General features: G+C 60.6%; 13 protein-coding genes. 7 read left to right on the top strand and 6 right to left on the bottom strand.

The window, feature by feature from the left end; genetic code table 11:
• Positions 1 to 251: 251 nt before the first annotated feature.
• Positions 252 to 533 carry a hypothetical protein gene (locus tag ACZ5LB_RS01595; protein ID WP_464604416.1) on the top strand — a complete coding sequence of 94 codons (282 nt, stop codon included), beginning with the start codon at positions 252 to 254 and terminating at the stop codon, positions 531 to 533.
• The gene (locus tag ACZ5LB_RS01590) at positions 530 to 1,054 is read left to right on the top strand and encodes a hypothetical protein (RefSeq protein ID WP_464604415.1); all 525 of its coding nucleotides are present in this window, start codon (positions 530 to 532) and stop codon (positions 1,052 to 1,054) included. The genes ACZ5LB_RS01595 and ACZ5LB_RS01590 overlap by 4 nt, the downstream gene beginning before the upstream one ends.
• 137 nt (positions 1,055 to 1,191) lie before the next feature.
• On the opposite strand, the gene ACZ5LB_RS01585 is transcribed toward ACZ5LB_RS01590, so the two are convergent.
• The 4 genes from ACZ5LB_RS01585 to ACZ5LB_RS01570 form a co-directional block, all read right to left on the bottom strand.
• Entirely contained in the window at positions 1,192 to 1,671 is a 480-nt protein-coding gene (locus tag ACZ5LB_RS01585) for a hypothetical protein (RefSeq protein ID WP_464604414.1), read from the bottom strand.
• Positions 1,672 to 1,715: 44 nt separating this feature from the next.
• Positions 1,716 to 3,014, bottom strand: coding sequence for a hypothetical protein (locus ACZ5LB_RS01580; protein ID WP_464604413.1), 1,299 nt, complete (start codon positions 3,012 to 3,014; stop codon positions 1,716 to 1,718).
• Positions 3,015 to 4,293: 1,279 nt separating this feature from the next.
• Positions 4,294 to 8,133: an ATP-binding protein gene (locus ACZ5LB_RS01575; protein WP_464604412.1), complete on the bottom strand. Its 3,840-nt coding sequence runs from the start codon at positions 8,131 to 8,133 to the stop codon at positions 4,294 to 4,296.
• 18 nt (positions 8,134 to 8,151) lie between these two features.
• Positions 8,152 to 9,117 carry a DUF4268 domain-containing protein gene (locus ACZ5LB_RS01570; RefSeq protein WP_464604411.1) on the bottom strand — a complete coding sequence of 322 codons (966 nt, stop codon included), beginning with the start codon at positions 9,115 to 9,117 and terminating at the stop codon, positions 8,152 to 8,154.
• An 810-nt stretch (positions 9,118 to 9,927) separates the two neighbouring features.
• Here ACZ5LB_RS01570 and ACZ5LB_RS01565 point away from each other — a divergent pair.
• The 5 genes from ACZ5LB_RS01565 to ACZ5LB_RS01545 all read left to right on the top strand — a co-directional run bounded on the left by ACZ5LB_RS01565 (position 9,928) and on the right by ACZ5LB_RS01545 (position 13,439).
• Positions 9,928 to 10,119, top strand: a complete 192-nt coding sequence (locus tag ACZ5LB_RS01565; RefSeq protein ID WP_464604410.1) for a DNA-binding protein — start codon at positions 9,928 to 9,930, stop codon at positions 10,117 to 10,119.
• A 119-nt stretch (positions 10,120 to 10,238) separates the two neighbouring features.
• Entirely contained in the window at positions 10,239 to 10,916 is a 678-nt protein-coding gene (locus ACZ5LB_RS01560) for a ParA family protein (protein ID WP_464604409.1), read from the top strand.
• A complete protein-coding gene (locus ACZ5LB_RS01555; RefSeq protein WP_464604408.1) occupies positions 10,913 to 11,365 on the top strand; it encodes a hypothetical protein in 453 nt (150 codons plus the stop codon). The genes ACZ5LB_RS01560 and ACZ5LB_RS01555 overlap by 4 nt, the downstream gene beginning before the upstream one ends.
• Positions 11,366 to 11,774: 409 nt before the next feature.
• Positions 11,775 to 12,626 carry a hypothetical protein gene (locus ACZ5LB_RS01550; protein ID WP_464604407.1) on the top strand — a complete coding sequence of 284 codons (852 nt, stop codon included), beginning with the start codon at positions 11,775 to 11,777 and terminating at the stop codon, positions 12,624 to 12,626.
• 6 nt (positions 12,627 to 12,632) lie between these two features.
• Positions 12,633 to 13,439 carry a hypothetical protein gene (locus tag ACZ5LB_RS01545; protein ID WP_464604406.1) on the top strand — a complete coding sequence of 269 codons (807 nt, stop codon included), beginning with the start codon at positions 12,633 to 12,635 and terminating at the stop codon, positions 13,437 to 13,439.
• Between the two features lie 280 nt (positions 13,440 to 13,719).
• Here ACZ5LB_RS01545 and ACZ5LB_RS01540 read toward each other — a convergent pair whose 3' ends face one another.
• Positions 13,720 to 15,066, bottom strand: a complete 1,347-nt coding sequence (locus tag ACZ5LB_RS01540) for an IS5 family transposase (protein ID WP_464604112.1) — start codon at positions 15,064 to 15,066, stop codon at positions 13,720 to 13,722.
• Positions 15,067 to 15,149: 83 nt separating this feature from the next.
• A complete protein-coding gene (locus ACZ5LB_RS01535) occupies positions 15,150 to 16,217 on the bottom strand; it encodes a tyrosine-type recombinase/integrase (RefSeq protein WP_464604405.1) in 1,068 nt (355 codons plus the stop codon).
• Positions 16,218 to 16,252: the final 35 nt, after the last annotated feature.

Genomic DNA, 16,252 nt, shown 5'->3' with positions numbered 1-16,252 from the left:
CATGACGGACAAGGGTTGCGTGAAAACGCTGGTGGCGCGGCATCGCAGAGGCGTGTCGTGTGAAGGAATGGGCAGCAGCCCATTCCGCCGTTTCCCCCGTGCGAAAGCACGGCAGCGCTGGGATTTCCGCGGGGGAATGAATCAGGCTGAACAGCCCGGATTGACGCGCCGCTTCCGCTCGAAAAATGCCGTTCCGAGGGTTGGATTCGGAATTCTTCGGACCTATCCTTCCGGAACGTTCCGGAGGAACCGTGGCAGAAAGCGAACCCAAGAAATCCGGCCGCCCCAAGGCCGACCAGACCCTTCCCCTGATCTTCGCCCAGGCCCTTCCCAAGGTGACCCGGGAGTTCTCCTTGGAGGCCCCCACGGCCCAACTCATCGAGGACTACGCCTGCTGGGCGGCGGAGACCGGCGGCATTTCCAAGGATGAAGCCCGCGTGCTTCTCATCGGTCGTTCGATCGATGCATTCGTGAGGAAGGATCGTCTTTTTTCTCAATTTATTCAGGACCATAAAAGAAAGGAATTGAAGTGAAGCCTGTTTCCAAAATCGCATTCGTGATCCTCCTTTGCCCCGCCCTGTGGGCCGGAACCTTCCACGAAGGGAAAACCCAGCTCACCACCGAGGAGCAGTCCCTCCTCATGCAGGGCGAGTCCCCGTCCGCGGACTTCCTCCGGGTCTGGACCGCGCCCGGGTTCACCGGCAACCCGCACTTGCTGAAGTGGGACCCGGACCATTCCTCGGCCGTCCCAGAGGCCCCCAGCGACCTCCTGGACCGGGTGCGTGAGGAGGTCGGCCGGGTCAACCAGAAGCCTGGCACCGGCGACGACCTGGCCCTTACGGTCACGGTGTTCCGCTACAAGCGCGGCGGATTCCTCACGAACCCGGTTGGCCATTTCGAACTGGTGGCCCGGGATCCCAAAGGCAAGGCGGTGTGGATGGCCGTGAGCCAGGAGAAGAGTTCCCAATCCAAGGCCGAATCCCTGGCCGATTCCGACAGCCAGATCATGGCGAGGGAACTTTACCGAAAGGTTCGCCAAGCTTTCGGGAAATAGCATTGGCACCGCTTCGCGGGCCCCATTGGGTCCGCGACCGTCGCGGAAAACCGCCCCCGGCAGGCCCTGGATCGCCCCATGTTCAAGGGGCCCCAGGGCCTGCCCATATTCATGGGCAGAGCCACTCATTCGGTGCCTCACCGGAGGTAGGCCGTGAAATCGGCCATGAACTCGTCCACCAGGCCGGTCAGCGAATCCCCAGGGTTGAGGATGACGCTCTCCACGAAGTAACCCATGGGCTGGTTTCCCTGGCGCACGACGCCCTCCAGGATCAGCTGTGGGCCCACGCTATTGACCGCGTAGTAGACAACCCGGACCGAGAGTTTGTTCGGGGCATCGGGCCGAGCCTGAAGCTCCAACTGCTCGCGCAGGTAGCGGAGCACACTTCCGTTTCGCTCGTCCCAGTTCCAGCGGGACTCCTCGACGGCATATCCCTCGGCGGGCTTGAACGCAGTGCTCTTCCAGGCCCAGCTCAGGGATTCGAGGTCACCGCCCTTCTTCAGGAGCCGATACGCGTCCGCGGGCAGGGTGCGGCCGGTGTGGCTGGACAGGTCCAGGGATTCCCCCGCGCTCAGCGCGAAGGCGCAGGTCCAGGTGAGGATCAGGAGTTTAAACATCTGAATGCCCTTTCAGAAAATGGCCCCAGGCACGCGCCTGGGACTCAGGAAACCGCCCGGTAGAGGGCGTTGACGACGTTCATCTTGATTTGCGACCGATCCCGCACCGCGATGGTCCGGGCCTCCTCGGGGATCTCCACCTGTAGGGGCAGCACCGGCTCCAGAAGCGTCCCGATTCCCTCCCAGGAACGCGAGCAGGCCTCGAAGAACCCCGGCCGGTTCACGGCCGGGGAGCGCCTGGCGGCGTCACTCGCTTGCCAGAACGCCTCTATCCGGGTCCGCAATTCCGCCTTCAGTTCAGGCCTCAGCGCCTCGGGTCCGCAGGGGGTATTCACATCCTCTGGTTCCATGGGTTCCTCCTCCCAGTCGTCATCGCCGAAATCCAAAATCACCTCGTCCTCGCGCCTGCGTTCCGGGGCCAGCAGCCGGCGATGACGTTCCGCGGCTTCCCCGAATAGCGGCAGACGTGCGAGACCCTCCCGGGCAAGGCGCCGGCCGCCCATGGTCCGCAGGATGCTTCCGCCGGGCGTCCCGTCCTCCGGCTCCATCCGCCAGCCAAACTCGCGCAGCAGCGGCCCGGCGGTCTCCAGCCGGTCCGCGCCCTTCGCCACCTGGACCAGGGCGTTCCAGAGGGTCCCTGGCTTGTTCCCCAGGCGCGGCCCCATGGTCTGGATGCCCTGCAAGATCGCCCAGGCGCCTTCCGGCCCCCAGGGGCTGCACCGCTCCAGGTCGCGGACCTGACCCGGCCCCAGGACCTCCTTCAGCGCTTCCAGCAGGGGTTCTGGCCAGGCTTCCGGCGGCTCCGTCTTCAACCAGGGGCGCCAGTCAAACGCCTCGGCAAAAGAATCCATCCGTCGGTCAGTCCGTCCATCATTCGATCCCTCGGTCGCCGCCATCACCTCCGGTACCGACGGACGGATGGATGGAGTGTGTTCAGTTGTGTTTTTGTACTTTTTTTCTTCAAAGGAAGGGGGGTGCGCCGTGCCCCCCTCCGGGGGGGTGCGCCGCGACCCCTCCCCGGGGGTGCGCCGAGGGGGGTGCGCCGGCGCACCCCCGGGGTTCAGGGGGGGGTGCGCCGGCTCACCCCCCTCGGGTCCAACCTGCGGATCCTCCTCCTGTCGGGCCTCTCGCTTCCTGTCCATGTCCCGGGTCCGCCGCTCGCTGACGGCCTTGAACGAGCATGGGATCGGCTTGCCGTCGTTGAGCCAGTGAAGCCGGTATTCGTTGGCGGTGGTGCCCGAGGGCCCCCTCACACCCGGCTTGATCTGGATGAGGTTCATCTCTTCCAAGCGCGCCAGGCGGGCCCGGACGGTGTTGCGGTCCTGGACCATGAGGAGTTCCATCCACCGCGACCAGGGGATCGGGTAGAAGTCGTACGGCGAACCGCCCCGGGCGTAGGCCTTGCCGACCGTCTCCCGGTTCAGGACCAACAGGGTGAAGCGGAGGATGTCGGTGAGGCTAGGCTTCTTGAGGTCGATGATCTCGTTCGGGTTCTGGGTGAAGTTGGCGGTCAGCGGCCTGAACCCTTGAAACGGCTCATCCTGCCCCAGGGGCCGGCCGGAATCGCCCGAAGGGCGGGGATCCTCTGGCCATGGGGGTACCGCAGACTGCACCATATCGCTCGCCTAGTCGTTCGTGGTTCCAAAGGGCGGGACGCGTCGCGGGCCTGCCCCGGCGTGAAACCCGGAATCACGCAAGTTTTCTTCCGTGCGGTTTGTTTGTCAAGTAGGGCTTGTTAGGCTTTAATGGTCAATTAAGTCACTACCGAAGATATGGAAAGAACCTAGGCCTGGGTCGCTCTGACTCCCAACGCATCGAGGCCTGGCACACCTCGGGTTGGGGCGGCGAAGTCACCTAGCAATGGCCTGAACCCTTGACACGTCTGGCTACCCGCAGCGGAGCTGCTCCTCCCCCAGAACGACCCATTGATCCCCCCGCCTCGTCCTTCATGGAAGAGGCCGCATCCTGCAAGATGCCTGGCCTGGATCGATTCCCAACGACTGCGATCAAGAGGAGCGATGACAAGGGTCTTCACCTGCGTGTTCATGCTGGACTGCATCCCACCAGATCGAACTTGGCTGGGGTGTGGCAGATGCCTGACTGGGGGTCCTGAGTCACCGCCACGGCTTCGGCGAACAGGGCCCCCGGTTTCAGCAACGGAGCCCCGAGAGGGTCCTCGACCCCACTCCAGCCCCAGCCATCTGCACATCCAACTTCCTGCCCTTCCAGATTTCTGCGAATACAGCTTTCTGCAAATCCAGTTGCCTGCCCTCCTGAACATAAGCCCCTCGGGTAGGGGGAGAACCGGAGGGCGTGCAGGGCGGGTGCCCCAAGCTCCGCCTCCCGGCAGGGGCCTGGCCCTGCCGGGATGAGCATCGCGAGGAGTGACCGGAGGCGAGTTGGGCCCCGGCGGCCGCGGAGTGGCCGTTGGGCGAGCCGCAGGGAACGGGGGCGGGTCCAGCCCGGAACGCCCGCAGGATCGGACCCCGAACCGAGGGGCGGAGATGCTGCCGACCCATACCTTCAAGCCGGCCAAGACGCTCTCCGGAGCCGCATCGCTGGCCTTCGCCCCTACTCTCCTTACTACTCTCTGCCAATAAGAACGCGCCGCTATTCACCCGCCTACAGGCCTTCTTCCTCCATCTCCTCTTGCTGGCGCATGTACTCACCATCCGCGAGCTGGCGGTGAATTGCTGCCTCAGCCCTTTCAGCAATCCGTCTGAGTAACTCCCGGAAGGACTCTTGGATCTCTGGAGAACCCAGAGCTTCCTCGGCCCTTTGCTTCAAAATCAGGTCTTCGGGAAAAGGTTCACCCGGCGTTCCGGAACGGGAGCCCCCGGTCGTTGCCCGGTACAGAGCGGCCATGGCGTCATCCTGGGCGCGCTCACCAAGTTGCTGGGCGGATTCAATAAACCGGCTTGCCAAGACCCGGTGATCAAACACAAACCCACTGGGTGCTTCGCTTATGAGGGCGCAAAGGCAATCCATCTGGTATTCCGTTGCGCCATCGGCCTTACCCACAAGTGCTTCCAGGACGCTCGGATCGAAAGGGCCGCAAAGTGCCTGGATCAGCGACGTGAAGTGATTGATGAACCGGCTGTCCCTTGGAACCAGCAAGGCCCAGTCCAGGAGTGCCAGGAATCGCTCCTGCCCATCCTCCAGGCGCAGGAGGTTGAGCGCCACCTGTTGATAAGGCCCCGCGGCGATGGGCCGGTAACGGTAGCCCTCAACATCATCGTCTTTAAATTGTCGCTCAACCCGCCGGTGGAGGAAGGAAAGGGTAAGGTCTGGAAAGTGAGAAAGGGCTTTCGCCAGAAAAGCCTGGATCTGATAGGGTTCCAGGTCCATGAGTGGAAGGAGGCCATCCAGCAGGGACCCGACCTGGTCCTCGCTCAATTCCCCAAATCGACAGGATTCCTCGTGTGTCAGCCACAGAAAATAGGAGGGGATGGCCTGGGGATGCGCAGCCAACTTCGGGGTCGTGAGGAGTTCAGTGGCCAAGGAAGGGTCTTCCCTAGAAACCAGCGCAGCCGCCCGGGCGCCATGGATGAACACCTCTGACCTATCCGACCGCACGATCTGGCGCAGCACCTCACGATGAAATGGACCATAACCGCCTTTCGGCCGGACCCACCCATAGGCGTTCGCGACAGCCTCGAGGTCCGGACACCCCTCGGTTCCGTCCTGAGATTGCCGGATCACACGTTCGGCAAAATCCTCGTCGGCCACCAGGACAAACGCCAAGGCCGAAACCAGGAAGGGCTCAAGGCCCGGGAATTGCCCAACGGGAACGAGCTCGACCATTCGGCGGGCCACGTCAGGGCAGGCTCCAAACACGGCATGGAAGACCGGGTCCGCGGATTCTACACGCTTCCCGGTTTCAGACTGGATCGTAAGGAGGCAGGCTTCCAAGTGGAGGAGAACTTCCCCGGGATCCTTAAGATCCTCTGTCAAGTCGCGGGCAAGCCTTTCCCTTTCCACGCGCTGGAGCTCCGCGCCCTCCTCGGTGAGGCTCTGGTGCTGCAGATGGCCCCAGGGGTCCATGAGAGTCACCACAGTCCGTATCTGGATATCCTGTCCCAGCAGGGCAAGGATCCGCTGAGCGGGCTCGCGGAGAACCTCGCACCCCCACTGAGTGAACCAGCAAACAGAACGAGCTATCGCCACCAGGACGACGGGGGAAACGGCCCTTTCGTTAAGCAGCTCGTTGAGTTCCTCCAATGTCGTCTTGAAATCCAGAGTCCATTCCGCACGGACCAAGTCGGGCACAGCGGCACCGAACATCCCCATCGGATATCGGAGAGCCGAATGGAGAAACTCCGCCGCCTTTACTGCGCGGCGGTGGTCGGAATGGGTGAGCAGACCCACCAGGGCCGAAATGACTTTCCTTCGGGTGGGTTGGAGGATGTGGGGGTCGACCAGGAAACCACTCAGCGTGACCCCCCGAACCGTCCCGTGGCTGGTGTGCCCCTCCACTGCCAGGGCGGATCCCAGGGCATCCAGGGGTGATAGGCCTTCCCTCCAATTAGACGCCACCGGCAGAAGGGATATCAGGAAGTCGACGGTAGTCGTTATGGCCTCCAATGGTTTGGCCGGGTAGGGAAAGGCGAGCTCGCCCAAAGCCTGAAGGGCAGGAGAACCTTGCTTACCTCTGCCTGCCGGGACCTGAAGGGCCAAGCTCCAGAGGCGCGAACATACTCCAGGGAGGTGGGCGAGGTTGTAGGCGACGTTGGTCAGGATGTGGACGAGATCATCGCCAAAATGGCCTTCACCGATGAGCCGGTCCACGAAGGCGAGCGCCTGCGCCGGCTGGAAGAAGGCCACTTGAATTGCAGCTTTTACATGCAAATTCTGGTAATCATCCTGCCAATGCAATCGCCCCCACAACTGGTCAAGAAGGCGGCTCTGCCGCGTATCCCCATTGGATCTGCGCCAATCCAACTGCCCGAAGTTTCTAAGGATATTTTCGGCGGCGTCAGTGGGGCTTGCATCGAACACCCGTTCAGCGAAGCCGGTGGAAATTCCATCACCCGTCATACAGAGATCCTCAATCAGGAAATCTGCCAACAGGTCAGGGACAAGCCGGCTCTTCCCTGCGTTGCGGACCAGGATCCCGGCGTCTCGAAGCCGTGTTAGAACCTGATTCACACGATAGGGCTGGCAGCCAGAAATGGCCGCGAGGCCTTGGAGAATAAGATGTCCGTCATCTGCAATCGGCTGCAAGAGGGCGAGGGCCCCCAGACATTCCTTTATCAGGGCTTCGTCGGGACCAGATCCCACCCCGCCGACCAGGGTGGTGATGATCCGCGGAATGAGTTCGTCCCGAAACGCGCGTTCTCCCCGTAGGAAGACCGGGTGGGCGCCGCTTTCGGCTATGATGCGGGCTCCCAGGACCGTTGCCAATGGACAATCCAGCGTCTGTCGAGCAAGGTCATCAGCGAGATCAATGATCCCACCCCATCGTTCAAGGGCTGCCTGAGCCAATTTGCGCGCTTCCGCCCGGCGCAGAGGAGCCAAGGCGACTTCTGGGGTCCGGGAGGGAGAAAGGGCCTGGGCTTGCTGGAATACCGCGTTTCGTCCGTAGGGTCGCAATGCCACCAAGGCCTGAACCGGATGACGTTGCTCTGCCAAGTGGTCGAAGAGGGGCCGCAGGTCCTGCCGCCCGTGGGCGTCGTCGCATACCAAGAGGCATCTGCCATCCCCAAGATCCTCCAGGCTCTTGGCAGTGGGGGCTTGCGGTGAAAGAAAATGAATTGCCAAGCCAGGATGTGAAACCTTGATGCGTTCTACGAATTCCTTCAAAAGACGAGATTTCCCACAACCGCCGGTTCCCGTCAGGACCAACAAAGGGCTGGATCCGCTGGCTACCCATGATTCCAACTGTTGGAGTTCCTTCCGGCGACCCACCAGATCCCAAGCGTGGCTCAATGCCTGGTTGTCCGCATGGAAAGGTGCAAAAAACCTTTCGACGGTCTGCCAAGGGGAAGCAAGATCCTCACCCAGATAGGTTCTCTCCTGGCCCCGGAAGAAGGTATTCACAAGACGGGCCTTGTCGACTCCGGGTAAGTTTCGGAATTTCCCAGAGATATCCTCTACATCCCAAAGCTTCCACCCCCGGTGTTTCCGGATCTCCCCTCGGGCTTTGCTTGTCGCGTCCCTCCCAAGGAAGAGGAATTTCCGTGAGCATGGGAATGCCATGGCCTTGACGGCCGCTTTGATCTTGGCGGGACCGAATTGGGCGTGACGTTTGCACTGGAACCCATAGATCTGGCCCACGGACAGAACGACCTGGACGTCCACACCATGCTGTTTGCTGCCCCGGTGGCCATACGCGGTGACCTCGGCTCCCGGGTAAAGCAATCTCAGGAAATCGCAGCAGAATCGCTCGAAGGATTCAGGGCTTAGACCCAGAAGCGGAAGGGGTTGGTCGAGAGTCGCAAGGGCGTTGACACGGGCGCGCACGCTGGTCCTCCATGTCCGTCAGGCCTCGGGCGGTGCTGCGAGGGCTTTCACGCGCTCCTGAAAGGCCGTGACTATCTTCGGCGTCCACAACGCAAACCAGTCGCACACCTTCTTCCGGTTGGCTTCCACGCCTGGATCGAGCTTCTCTTCCAGCAGGATCCTGGAGCTTGCCTGGTCCGCCATCTCGCGCCACTGCAGAGGCCGGCCAATCACCGCCTCTATGGCCTGAGCTTGGTCCTGAAGTTGCTTGAATGCCACGTCCTTCCAGCCCTTAGGCTGGACCACCAGTTCCACGCCGATGCTCTGGTTTTTTCGGGTCAGGAGCATGTTCACGTGGAAACCGGATCGGCCAATGGCGATGCTCGACCAATGCCCACGCGGCGGCTTCTGGAACCGGAATGATGGCTTGTCCGGCTTCACCCGCGCCTGGATTTCCTCCCAGTAGCGCACGAACCACTCCTGCCGCTTGATCTCACTTTCGGTCAGGCCGGCCTGTTGCTGTTTCATGGTCACATTGGGTCGGCAGACCAGATCCAGTTCTGGCGCAGCCGGACTATTGCCAATGGTGTAGGCCTTGATCTCAGCCAAGTATAGAGCCACGGTTTCCGGGGTATTTTCGTTGAGCCAATCGATCACCTGCCGGTGGTCATCGGCTGCCTCGCCTGCGATCCAGATGCCGGTCATGGCCTTGTGCGCGGCCGCGTAGGTCAGCAGTTTGGCAAGGTGGTCGTGATTGGTGCGACCAAACTGGTTCTCGATCACCACTATGTGCTTCTCGTCCCCAACCACGTTGGCGCGAACGTCGCAGGGGAAGTTGGAACCGCGCGCCTCTCGGACTGGGTTCTCAATCAGAACCCCCAGATCCTGGGCAATCAACTCGATTCCTTCCTGCGTTGTCAACCAGTCGGAAAAGTCGGTCTCCTTTACCCAAACCTCGCGGATATCCGCGACCTGAGTGCGTTTACCGATCGTCAGCTTGGTCATTTCAGAATCCAAGGAACGTCCCTGCGCGCAGGAACGGCGGCGGCTACGGGGGTAGACAAAGGTAAGGTCCCTGGCCTGCCGTAATAGAGTTCTTGGGGTCGCAGCATTAATATATGTTGATCATAGCCGAATCCCCTGCAGGCACAAATACGCCCTATGGTTATTGCGGTGACAGTTCCCGTGGACGCGGTCATGGTAAGGCCTTGGCCAGTCTCTCCGCAGCGGGGTGACGTTTCGGCGGGATGCCTTCCCGTTGCTACTTGGCCCCATTCCCCGCATCGAATTCAACACGCGCCGCGTGTTGTATCACCTCGCGGTAAGGCCCAAAGGGCTGTCGATGCCCCTCCCATCGCGGCTTGAGTCATCCATGGACCAGGAAAGCCAAGGCGTACCCGCATGGATGGCCGATCGTGGGCCAAGGAAAGGTGACCTTCCACTCCTCCCAGGCCCCACCGGTAGGGCGGCCTCGATTGGTCAACCCATGTGACCTCTGATGCTCCAATTTCCATACTTGACATTTCAATCACACAAACCAAACTAGCCCTAACTGGGAAAACCCGGGCGCGCACAGACCCTCGCTCCACCAGCGGATGCCCGTCCGTAACCATTCCCGGTCGTCATCGGCTCCTGGCCGCTCGCTTAAACCCACCCACGGGCGGGCCAGGGAGATCTTCGCTCCAACTGATTCCATCCGGCCTGGACCCGGCACGCCATTCCAAAGGACCTGCAATGAAGCGCCTCCCGCCTCCCCCTCCCCTTCCTCCTCCCCCGCCTCCCCAGCCCCCGATTGATCCTTCCTTCTGCGCCGCCTTGCGGGTTGAGGACTTCCTGCGCTGGGCCGGCATCAGCCGGTTCCTGTTCTACCAGGAGATCAAGCGCGGCCGCATCCACCCAAAGAAATGTGGCGCCAGGACGATGATCCCCATGGCCGAGGCGGAGCGGTGGCTGAATGCGTTGCCTGACGTGCTCCCCGCCACGGAAGCGGCCGGAACCACCAAGTGAAGCCCACCAAAAAGCCCATACACCTGGATGGATGCTCAGAAGCGCGTTCATCTGCACATTTGGAAATCTGCGCAACTGGCTGTTCCAGCAGCCAGCGGCTCATTCAAGTGGGAGCACATATGCCTGACGGGCGTTCCTACGTCGTCACCCTGCGCAAGGGCGGTGTCGGAAAGACCACCCTCGCCATGAACCTGGCCGTTTTCCTCCGCCAGACGGGAAGGAGTGTCGCCTTCCTGGACCTGGACCCTCAGCGGGACGGGTTCGATTTCTTCCGCGACCGGAAACGGATGTACCCCGACCTCCCCGAGGTCGTCCCCCTTGCCCTGGAGGACCCGGACCAGGTGCGAAGCGCCATGCGCAGCGTGGTAGAAGCCGGGGGCGACATCGTCGTGGATTGCCCTCCCTCGGATCCTCCCCATGTGGTCCGGGCCCAAGAGTCCGCCGATGTCCTTCTCTTTCCATTTCGCGCGGGCGGCAATGACCTCCGGGCGTTCTCGCGGGCCCTGGCCCTCTACCAGGCCAGGCTGGAGCGTGCGAGGACCACCTCGACCGCCTCTGCCGATTCCCAGATGTACGCCGTCCTGAACGAGTTCATGCCCTGCCAGGTGAACGACCGACTTCTCCTCAAGTGGATCCAGGGCTCCGGCGTGTTCCACCTTGCGGGCTGCCTGGGCCGGCGCGTCGAGTTCAAGGACGCCATCGCAAGGCGCCAGAGCCTTTGGGAATACGCGCCGGGCTCGAAAAGCGCGAACGAAACCCTGGCCGTGTGCCAAGCCATCTGCGGGTGCAACCCATGAAGCCCAATCGTCCCACCGAAACCGACCTCCTGGCCGTGGTCCAGAACGGGTTCCAGGATCAGCTGCGCCTGGACCGGGAACCACCAAAGGCCCAGGAGAATCCTGCGCCCGCCAAGGTCAAGGAAGAGCAACCACCACCGCCGGCCCCGGGGCCCCATGTCCGCATTACTCTGGCAATTCCTGAGGACCTCCGCTATCGAATCAAACTCGCCGTCATGGATCAACGGCGCAAGGCCCATCCTCGGTTGACCCAGGACGAGTTCTGCGCTGAGGTACTGCGACTCCACCTGGAGAATCAGGAACAAGAAACGGGGGCCGCGGAAGCATTATGCAAGGCCCGCGATTTCCTGCTCGACGGTCTTCAGGCCCGGGGGTTCAAGAGGCCTCTGGCGAAAGAGGCAGCGATCCTGTTGGACAGAATTGGTAAGGCATTGGGACAAGTCCCATGACCGTCCAAGTCGATCAGGCTTCGCAGTGAGCAACGCCTTCCTGCGGATGAGGCTCGCCCCCCTGGGGAATTGCCCAGGTGTTCGGTTTCCTGTATTTGCGCACGCATGCTCACTAGCTTAGATTTCCTGGCAACCTTCGGCTTCGCCGGAATCCCGCAAGGCCATGCCCACTTTCGGACATTTCGAGGTTGACTCGCCCGGGCGGGAGGGTAGAATTTCCTTAATCTCATGTGGGTCGGACTGAATAAGTCAAAATCATGGGAGGCGCAAAGTGGCGCATGCCCGGCCAGGCATGACGCACCGGAGTCGGACACTCTTGTCACGGCCACCCGAGCGAACCATTACATTGTGAATATTCCTAGGGCTGCAACTGCATTTTGTGGCCCTAGGAAATCCTTTGGAGGTTCCTGTGGCGGATAAGACAGAAGTTCTGGCCTGGATTACCGGGTTCCTGAGAGAGGCTGGCACCGCAGTACATGGAAGTACTCTTGCGAAGGCCTATCGAGAGCAGTTTCCAGGCGCGAAACCCTCCGACCTTGGGTTTGTAAACTTGAAAGCTGCTGTTCTCAATATTCCAGGTGTGGCGATAGTTGGTCGCAGCGGTCTCGACGTCATTTATCGGCTGGGGGGGGAGAGCGACGGACCGACTCCTTGCCTAAACAACAAATTACCAACCCCCTGGGCTGTCTGGACTCAGCCCGATCATCGGCGAGTCCTTGCCATTGACCCCTCTGGACAGGTAGAGGTTGTCGCCCCAAAATCCAGAGCCTACGAAATTTCACCTCTTTCACATGAGGCGCACAAAGGGATCGCCGAATCTTTCCTGGAGACACTGCCACAAGACCATGAATACCATCAGTTACTTTCCGATGCCCTAGCGACTGGAGAGGACTGGTGGCAATATTGGGTTCGAGCCACCCAGAAAGGCCGGAGCATCCATGGCGAATGGATAGTTCATCGCCTGGCCAAACTTTCCGCAGCATTAAAAGAGCAGCTTGCGACATTACCGATTACTACCCAGGCTCAACAGATCGCCCTTGACCAGGTGCTCGGATCACGCAAACAGGCAAAGGAAGCGACGAACAGAGATACCCGGAGGCCATCATCCCCACCCCTTGAAGCACCCATCCGCGAGTTGCGGAGCATGATTAAAGCAGCAGTGGATTTAATGGATGAGGATACAATCAATAATCTACACATCCCCCCTTCGATTCTATGGAAGGTCATGGCCCAGCAGAAGCAGACCCAGGTCGGCAGGTAAACCTCCGTGCAAAGAGTGCTGGTCCTTCGCAAGAATGAATTTGATGCTGCTGTCAGGCAATTGGGTTCAATTGCCAAGAAGAATAGCGTGACTATTCTTTGGTACGACACACCATCACGTTCACTTGGACCTTCTATACACATTGGGAAGGCTTATGCAGCTGAAGGTGCTTTTGTAGGACTCTCCCCAGAAATCATTGAAAAGATTTGCAAAGATTTCCAAATAACGCCACGTGAAGAAGGGATGTTCCGTGGTGCTCTGGTCGCTGTATCCGAAGAGATCAAGCATTGGATACAGCCTTTCGAAGTCGTCGCTCCAACCCCATCGTTTACCGAGATGGCTAAACAGGCCAAAATTGATTATCCTTCACATATCTATTTTACAGAAAGAGCCCTTCGCACTGCAGACAGAGTATCCACAAGCCCAAAAGATGATGCTGAAACATTCCCTGAATTCTTTCTGCAATCATTATCTGCCCTGGGAGTGCTCGCAAAGGAAGGTATGGGACCAGCGACGAACCTTCCAGATTTTTTCGCAGTAAGAGCCCCCCTGGCGAAATTTGCAAGCAGTGGACAGGAGTCATTCAGTTTCAGGGATGCGGGACCCCCTCCACACACATACCATACGGCCCTCCACTTAAAACCGGCTCAAGAGAGAGCTGGGGATCATGCGAGAGAAATTAAGCCTAGGTTGTACTTTAAGAACATCAATTTAAAGGGACAATCCGTGATAGTTGTTTGTTTCTTTGGCCCACACCCTCAGACAAAAAGCCATCCAGACACCGGCAATATCGAATTATCTTCGAAAGACTAAAGGCAGGGATTCAAGGTAAATGGTAGTCGATGACTTGGCACATCATTTCTAAATCCTTATATTTTCCATTTTTTAACCAACTGGTCCAACCCCAATTTCGGCGCCTTCTTCAGAATCGATTGCTGCAGGTCGGTTTTGATGAGGTGCCCGTAGTGCCGCTCGCACATCCTGGTCCCCTTGTGCCCCAATTGCTCAGCTACGTAGTCGGCCGTGAAAAACCCCTTCCGGCCGCCGGAGGCGGCGGAAGGAGCTCCGGCGCCCCATGGCAGGTCCGGAGGCCTCACGCAGCCTGAAGGCGAAGGCAGGGCATAAAGGGGGCCCACCAGGGCCGATGGACGATGGCCGCGGCACATCGGTACAGGCCAAGCCTGACCTTGGCCAGGATTTTCCGCAGGTTGTGTCCAGCTCCACACAGGAAGGCGTTCATCGCGTCGCCCTTCATGCCCTTGAGGAAGTTTCGTCCCAGCAGCCCGTCGTTCTTCATGTGGCCGATCTCGGGTTCCACGGCCGAACGCCGCCGGAGGTGTCGTTTCAGGGTGTAGCCGAGCTTGCGGGTGCCGCTGATGAGGACCCGGCTCCGTTCTACGGGGACCCCATGGGCCTTGTAGCCTCGGTCCACGAAGGTGGTCTCGGGGACCTTGCCGGTGAGCCTTTCGACCTGGTCGAGTTGGCCCTCCAGGGTGTGGCCGTCGTAGGGGTTGTCCGGGAAGGCCTGGATGCCCACGACGAAACCCTCCTTGTGGGTCACGGCCAAGCTCACCTTGACCCCGAACTCGTACGGCTTGTGGGCCTTGCCCTTGGCGATGCACTCCACCTCGGGGGCATGGAGGCTGTAGACCTTGCCCTTGGTGAAGCGCTTCTGGGTGAGGATCTGCTCCGCCAGGATGAAGATACCTTTGTGGGCCTCGAAGGCCTCATCACTCATCTTCCGTTCGACATCCCGCATCACTCGGCCTGTCATGGTCTTCAGGGTTCGCAGGATCTTCTTGGCCCGGCCGTACTGCTTGGCCTTGGCATGGCCACCATGCTTCTGATAGGCCCTGGCCATCAGTTTTCGGTAGCTCTGGCGAAGGGTGATGCCTTCCTTTTCGGCAATGCGGAGCATGGCGGCGTGGACCTTCCGATAGAGCCGGGCATCGGTCGGATGCTCCACGGCCTTGGGCTGCACCGTCGTGTCGACGATGACCTTCTCCAGGCTGCTCTCGGTGATGACGCCAGCCTTCATCCCTGCCGTGATCGTTGCCTGGAGCAGCTTCTCAACGCCCTCCTCGCCAATGCGCTGGCGCCAGCGGGACATCTGGCTTGGATCAATGGGCAGGGCATGCTGGAAGAACTCCTCCCCGCAAAGGAACTGCCAGTAGGGGTTCTCGACCCACCCGCGTACCGTCTGCTCATCGGAGATGCCCTTGAGGTGCTTGAGGTAATGGAGGCCCGCCATGAGCCGGATCGGTACTGCCGGCCTTCCGTTGTCGGCGCAGTACAGGGGGCCGAATTCCTCCGCCAGGTGGTCCCAGGGGATCGTGGCCGCCAGGCGAACCAGTTCATGGTCCATGTCCAGGGCCAAGTCGAGGCGCATGGTGGCGATCAGGGGCTGCTCGTGAGTCCTGGGCTTGGCTTTCGGCTTCATCGGTACACCGCAATAAGGGGGTTTGTCCCTACCTTTCTGGTGTACCAGATACTTGAAAAGTTCCCTTAAAGATTTGAAGAATTTCAACTTGAGGGTTTTTCAGGGCCGACTACGTATGAAACCGGGACCCCACGGTTAAGAAGCCCAGTCGCATAGGTATGCCGGAGTTCGTGAAAGGTAACCGGTGAGATCCCGGCCTTCTTCACCGCCTTCTCCATGGCATAGACCTGGTCGTAGCTAGCCCATCCTTCGAACCCGAAGAGTTCCTCCCGGGTGGTCCGTTCAGGGTTGTCGCGCTTGAAGAGCAATTCCTCCTGGGTCTTGCCCTTGACCAGGTCCTTGAACCATGTGACTGCCTCCGGGAGCAGGAAGACATGCCTTGAATCAGCCTCACCCTTGGACTTGCCGAACTGGATGAACAACGTCTGCCCCCGCGGATCGAAGTCCTTGGCCCGGACCTTGGTCAGTTCGCCATAGCGGGCACCGGTGTAGAGGGCCGCCATGACCAGCGGCCGGAAGTCCTCCTCGCAGGCCGCCACCAGCTTGCGCTGCTCCTCCACGGTCAGGTAGCGCACTCGCCGCGAGGTCGTCTTCTGAAAGGGTGCCACGAGGCGCCAGGGCGCCGGCTCCTGAACCTTCCCGGCATGCAGGGCATGGTTGAGGGCTGCCTTCAAACTGGTGAGGATCCGGTTGGCGGTGTCCTTCCGCGCGCGAACCTGGTCCTCGGTGAGCTGCTTCGGATCCTCCTCCGGCTTCTTCCGGCCCGTCCTCCGCGGCGCATTCGCCAAGCCGGCGTGCCAGGCCTTCAACTTCGTGGTCGTCAGGTGGGCCACCTCCAGGCTGCCGAGGGACGGGAGGATGTGCGCCTTGGCGACCTGACCCATGATCTTGGTACCCTTCACCCCGCGACGCTCGGCTTCCTGCATGTAGTCGGCCCAGGCATCCGCCACGGTGTAGGGGCCCTGATGGACCTCCGCGCCCATGCGGACCAGCGTATGCAGTCGGACCTCCTCCTTGAACCAAGCCTCCGCCTTCTCCTGGGCCTGCCGATAGGTGAGGATGGCGATGCCATCAGCATCGGTATAATCGTCGGCGTCGCCGATCCTGCACTGTTTGTCGCACCCCAATGACTTGTCCTGCCATCGAACCAACCAAGCTCCGGCTTGACCGTTTTTCGGCCGCCTGT

This window comes from Mesoterricola sp. MK458, assembly GCF_055384935.1.
The sequence above is the reverse complement of the archived record's forward strand: the minus strand, read 5'-3'. Positions and strand labels throughout refer to the sequence as shown.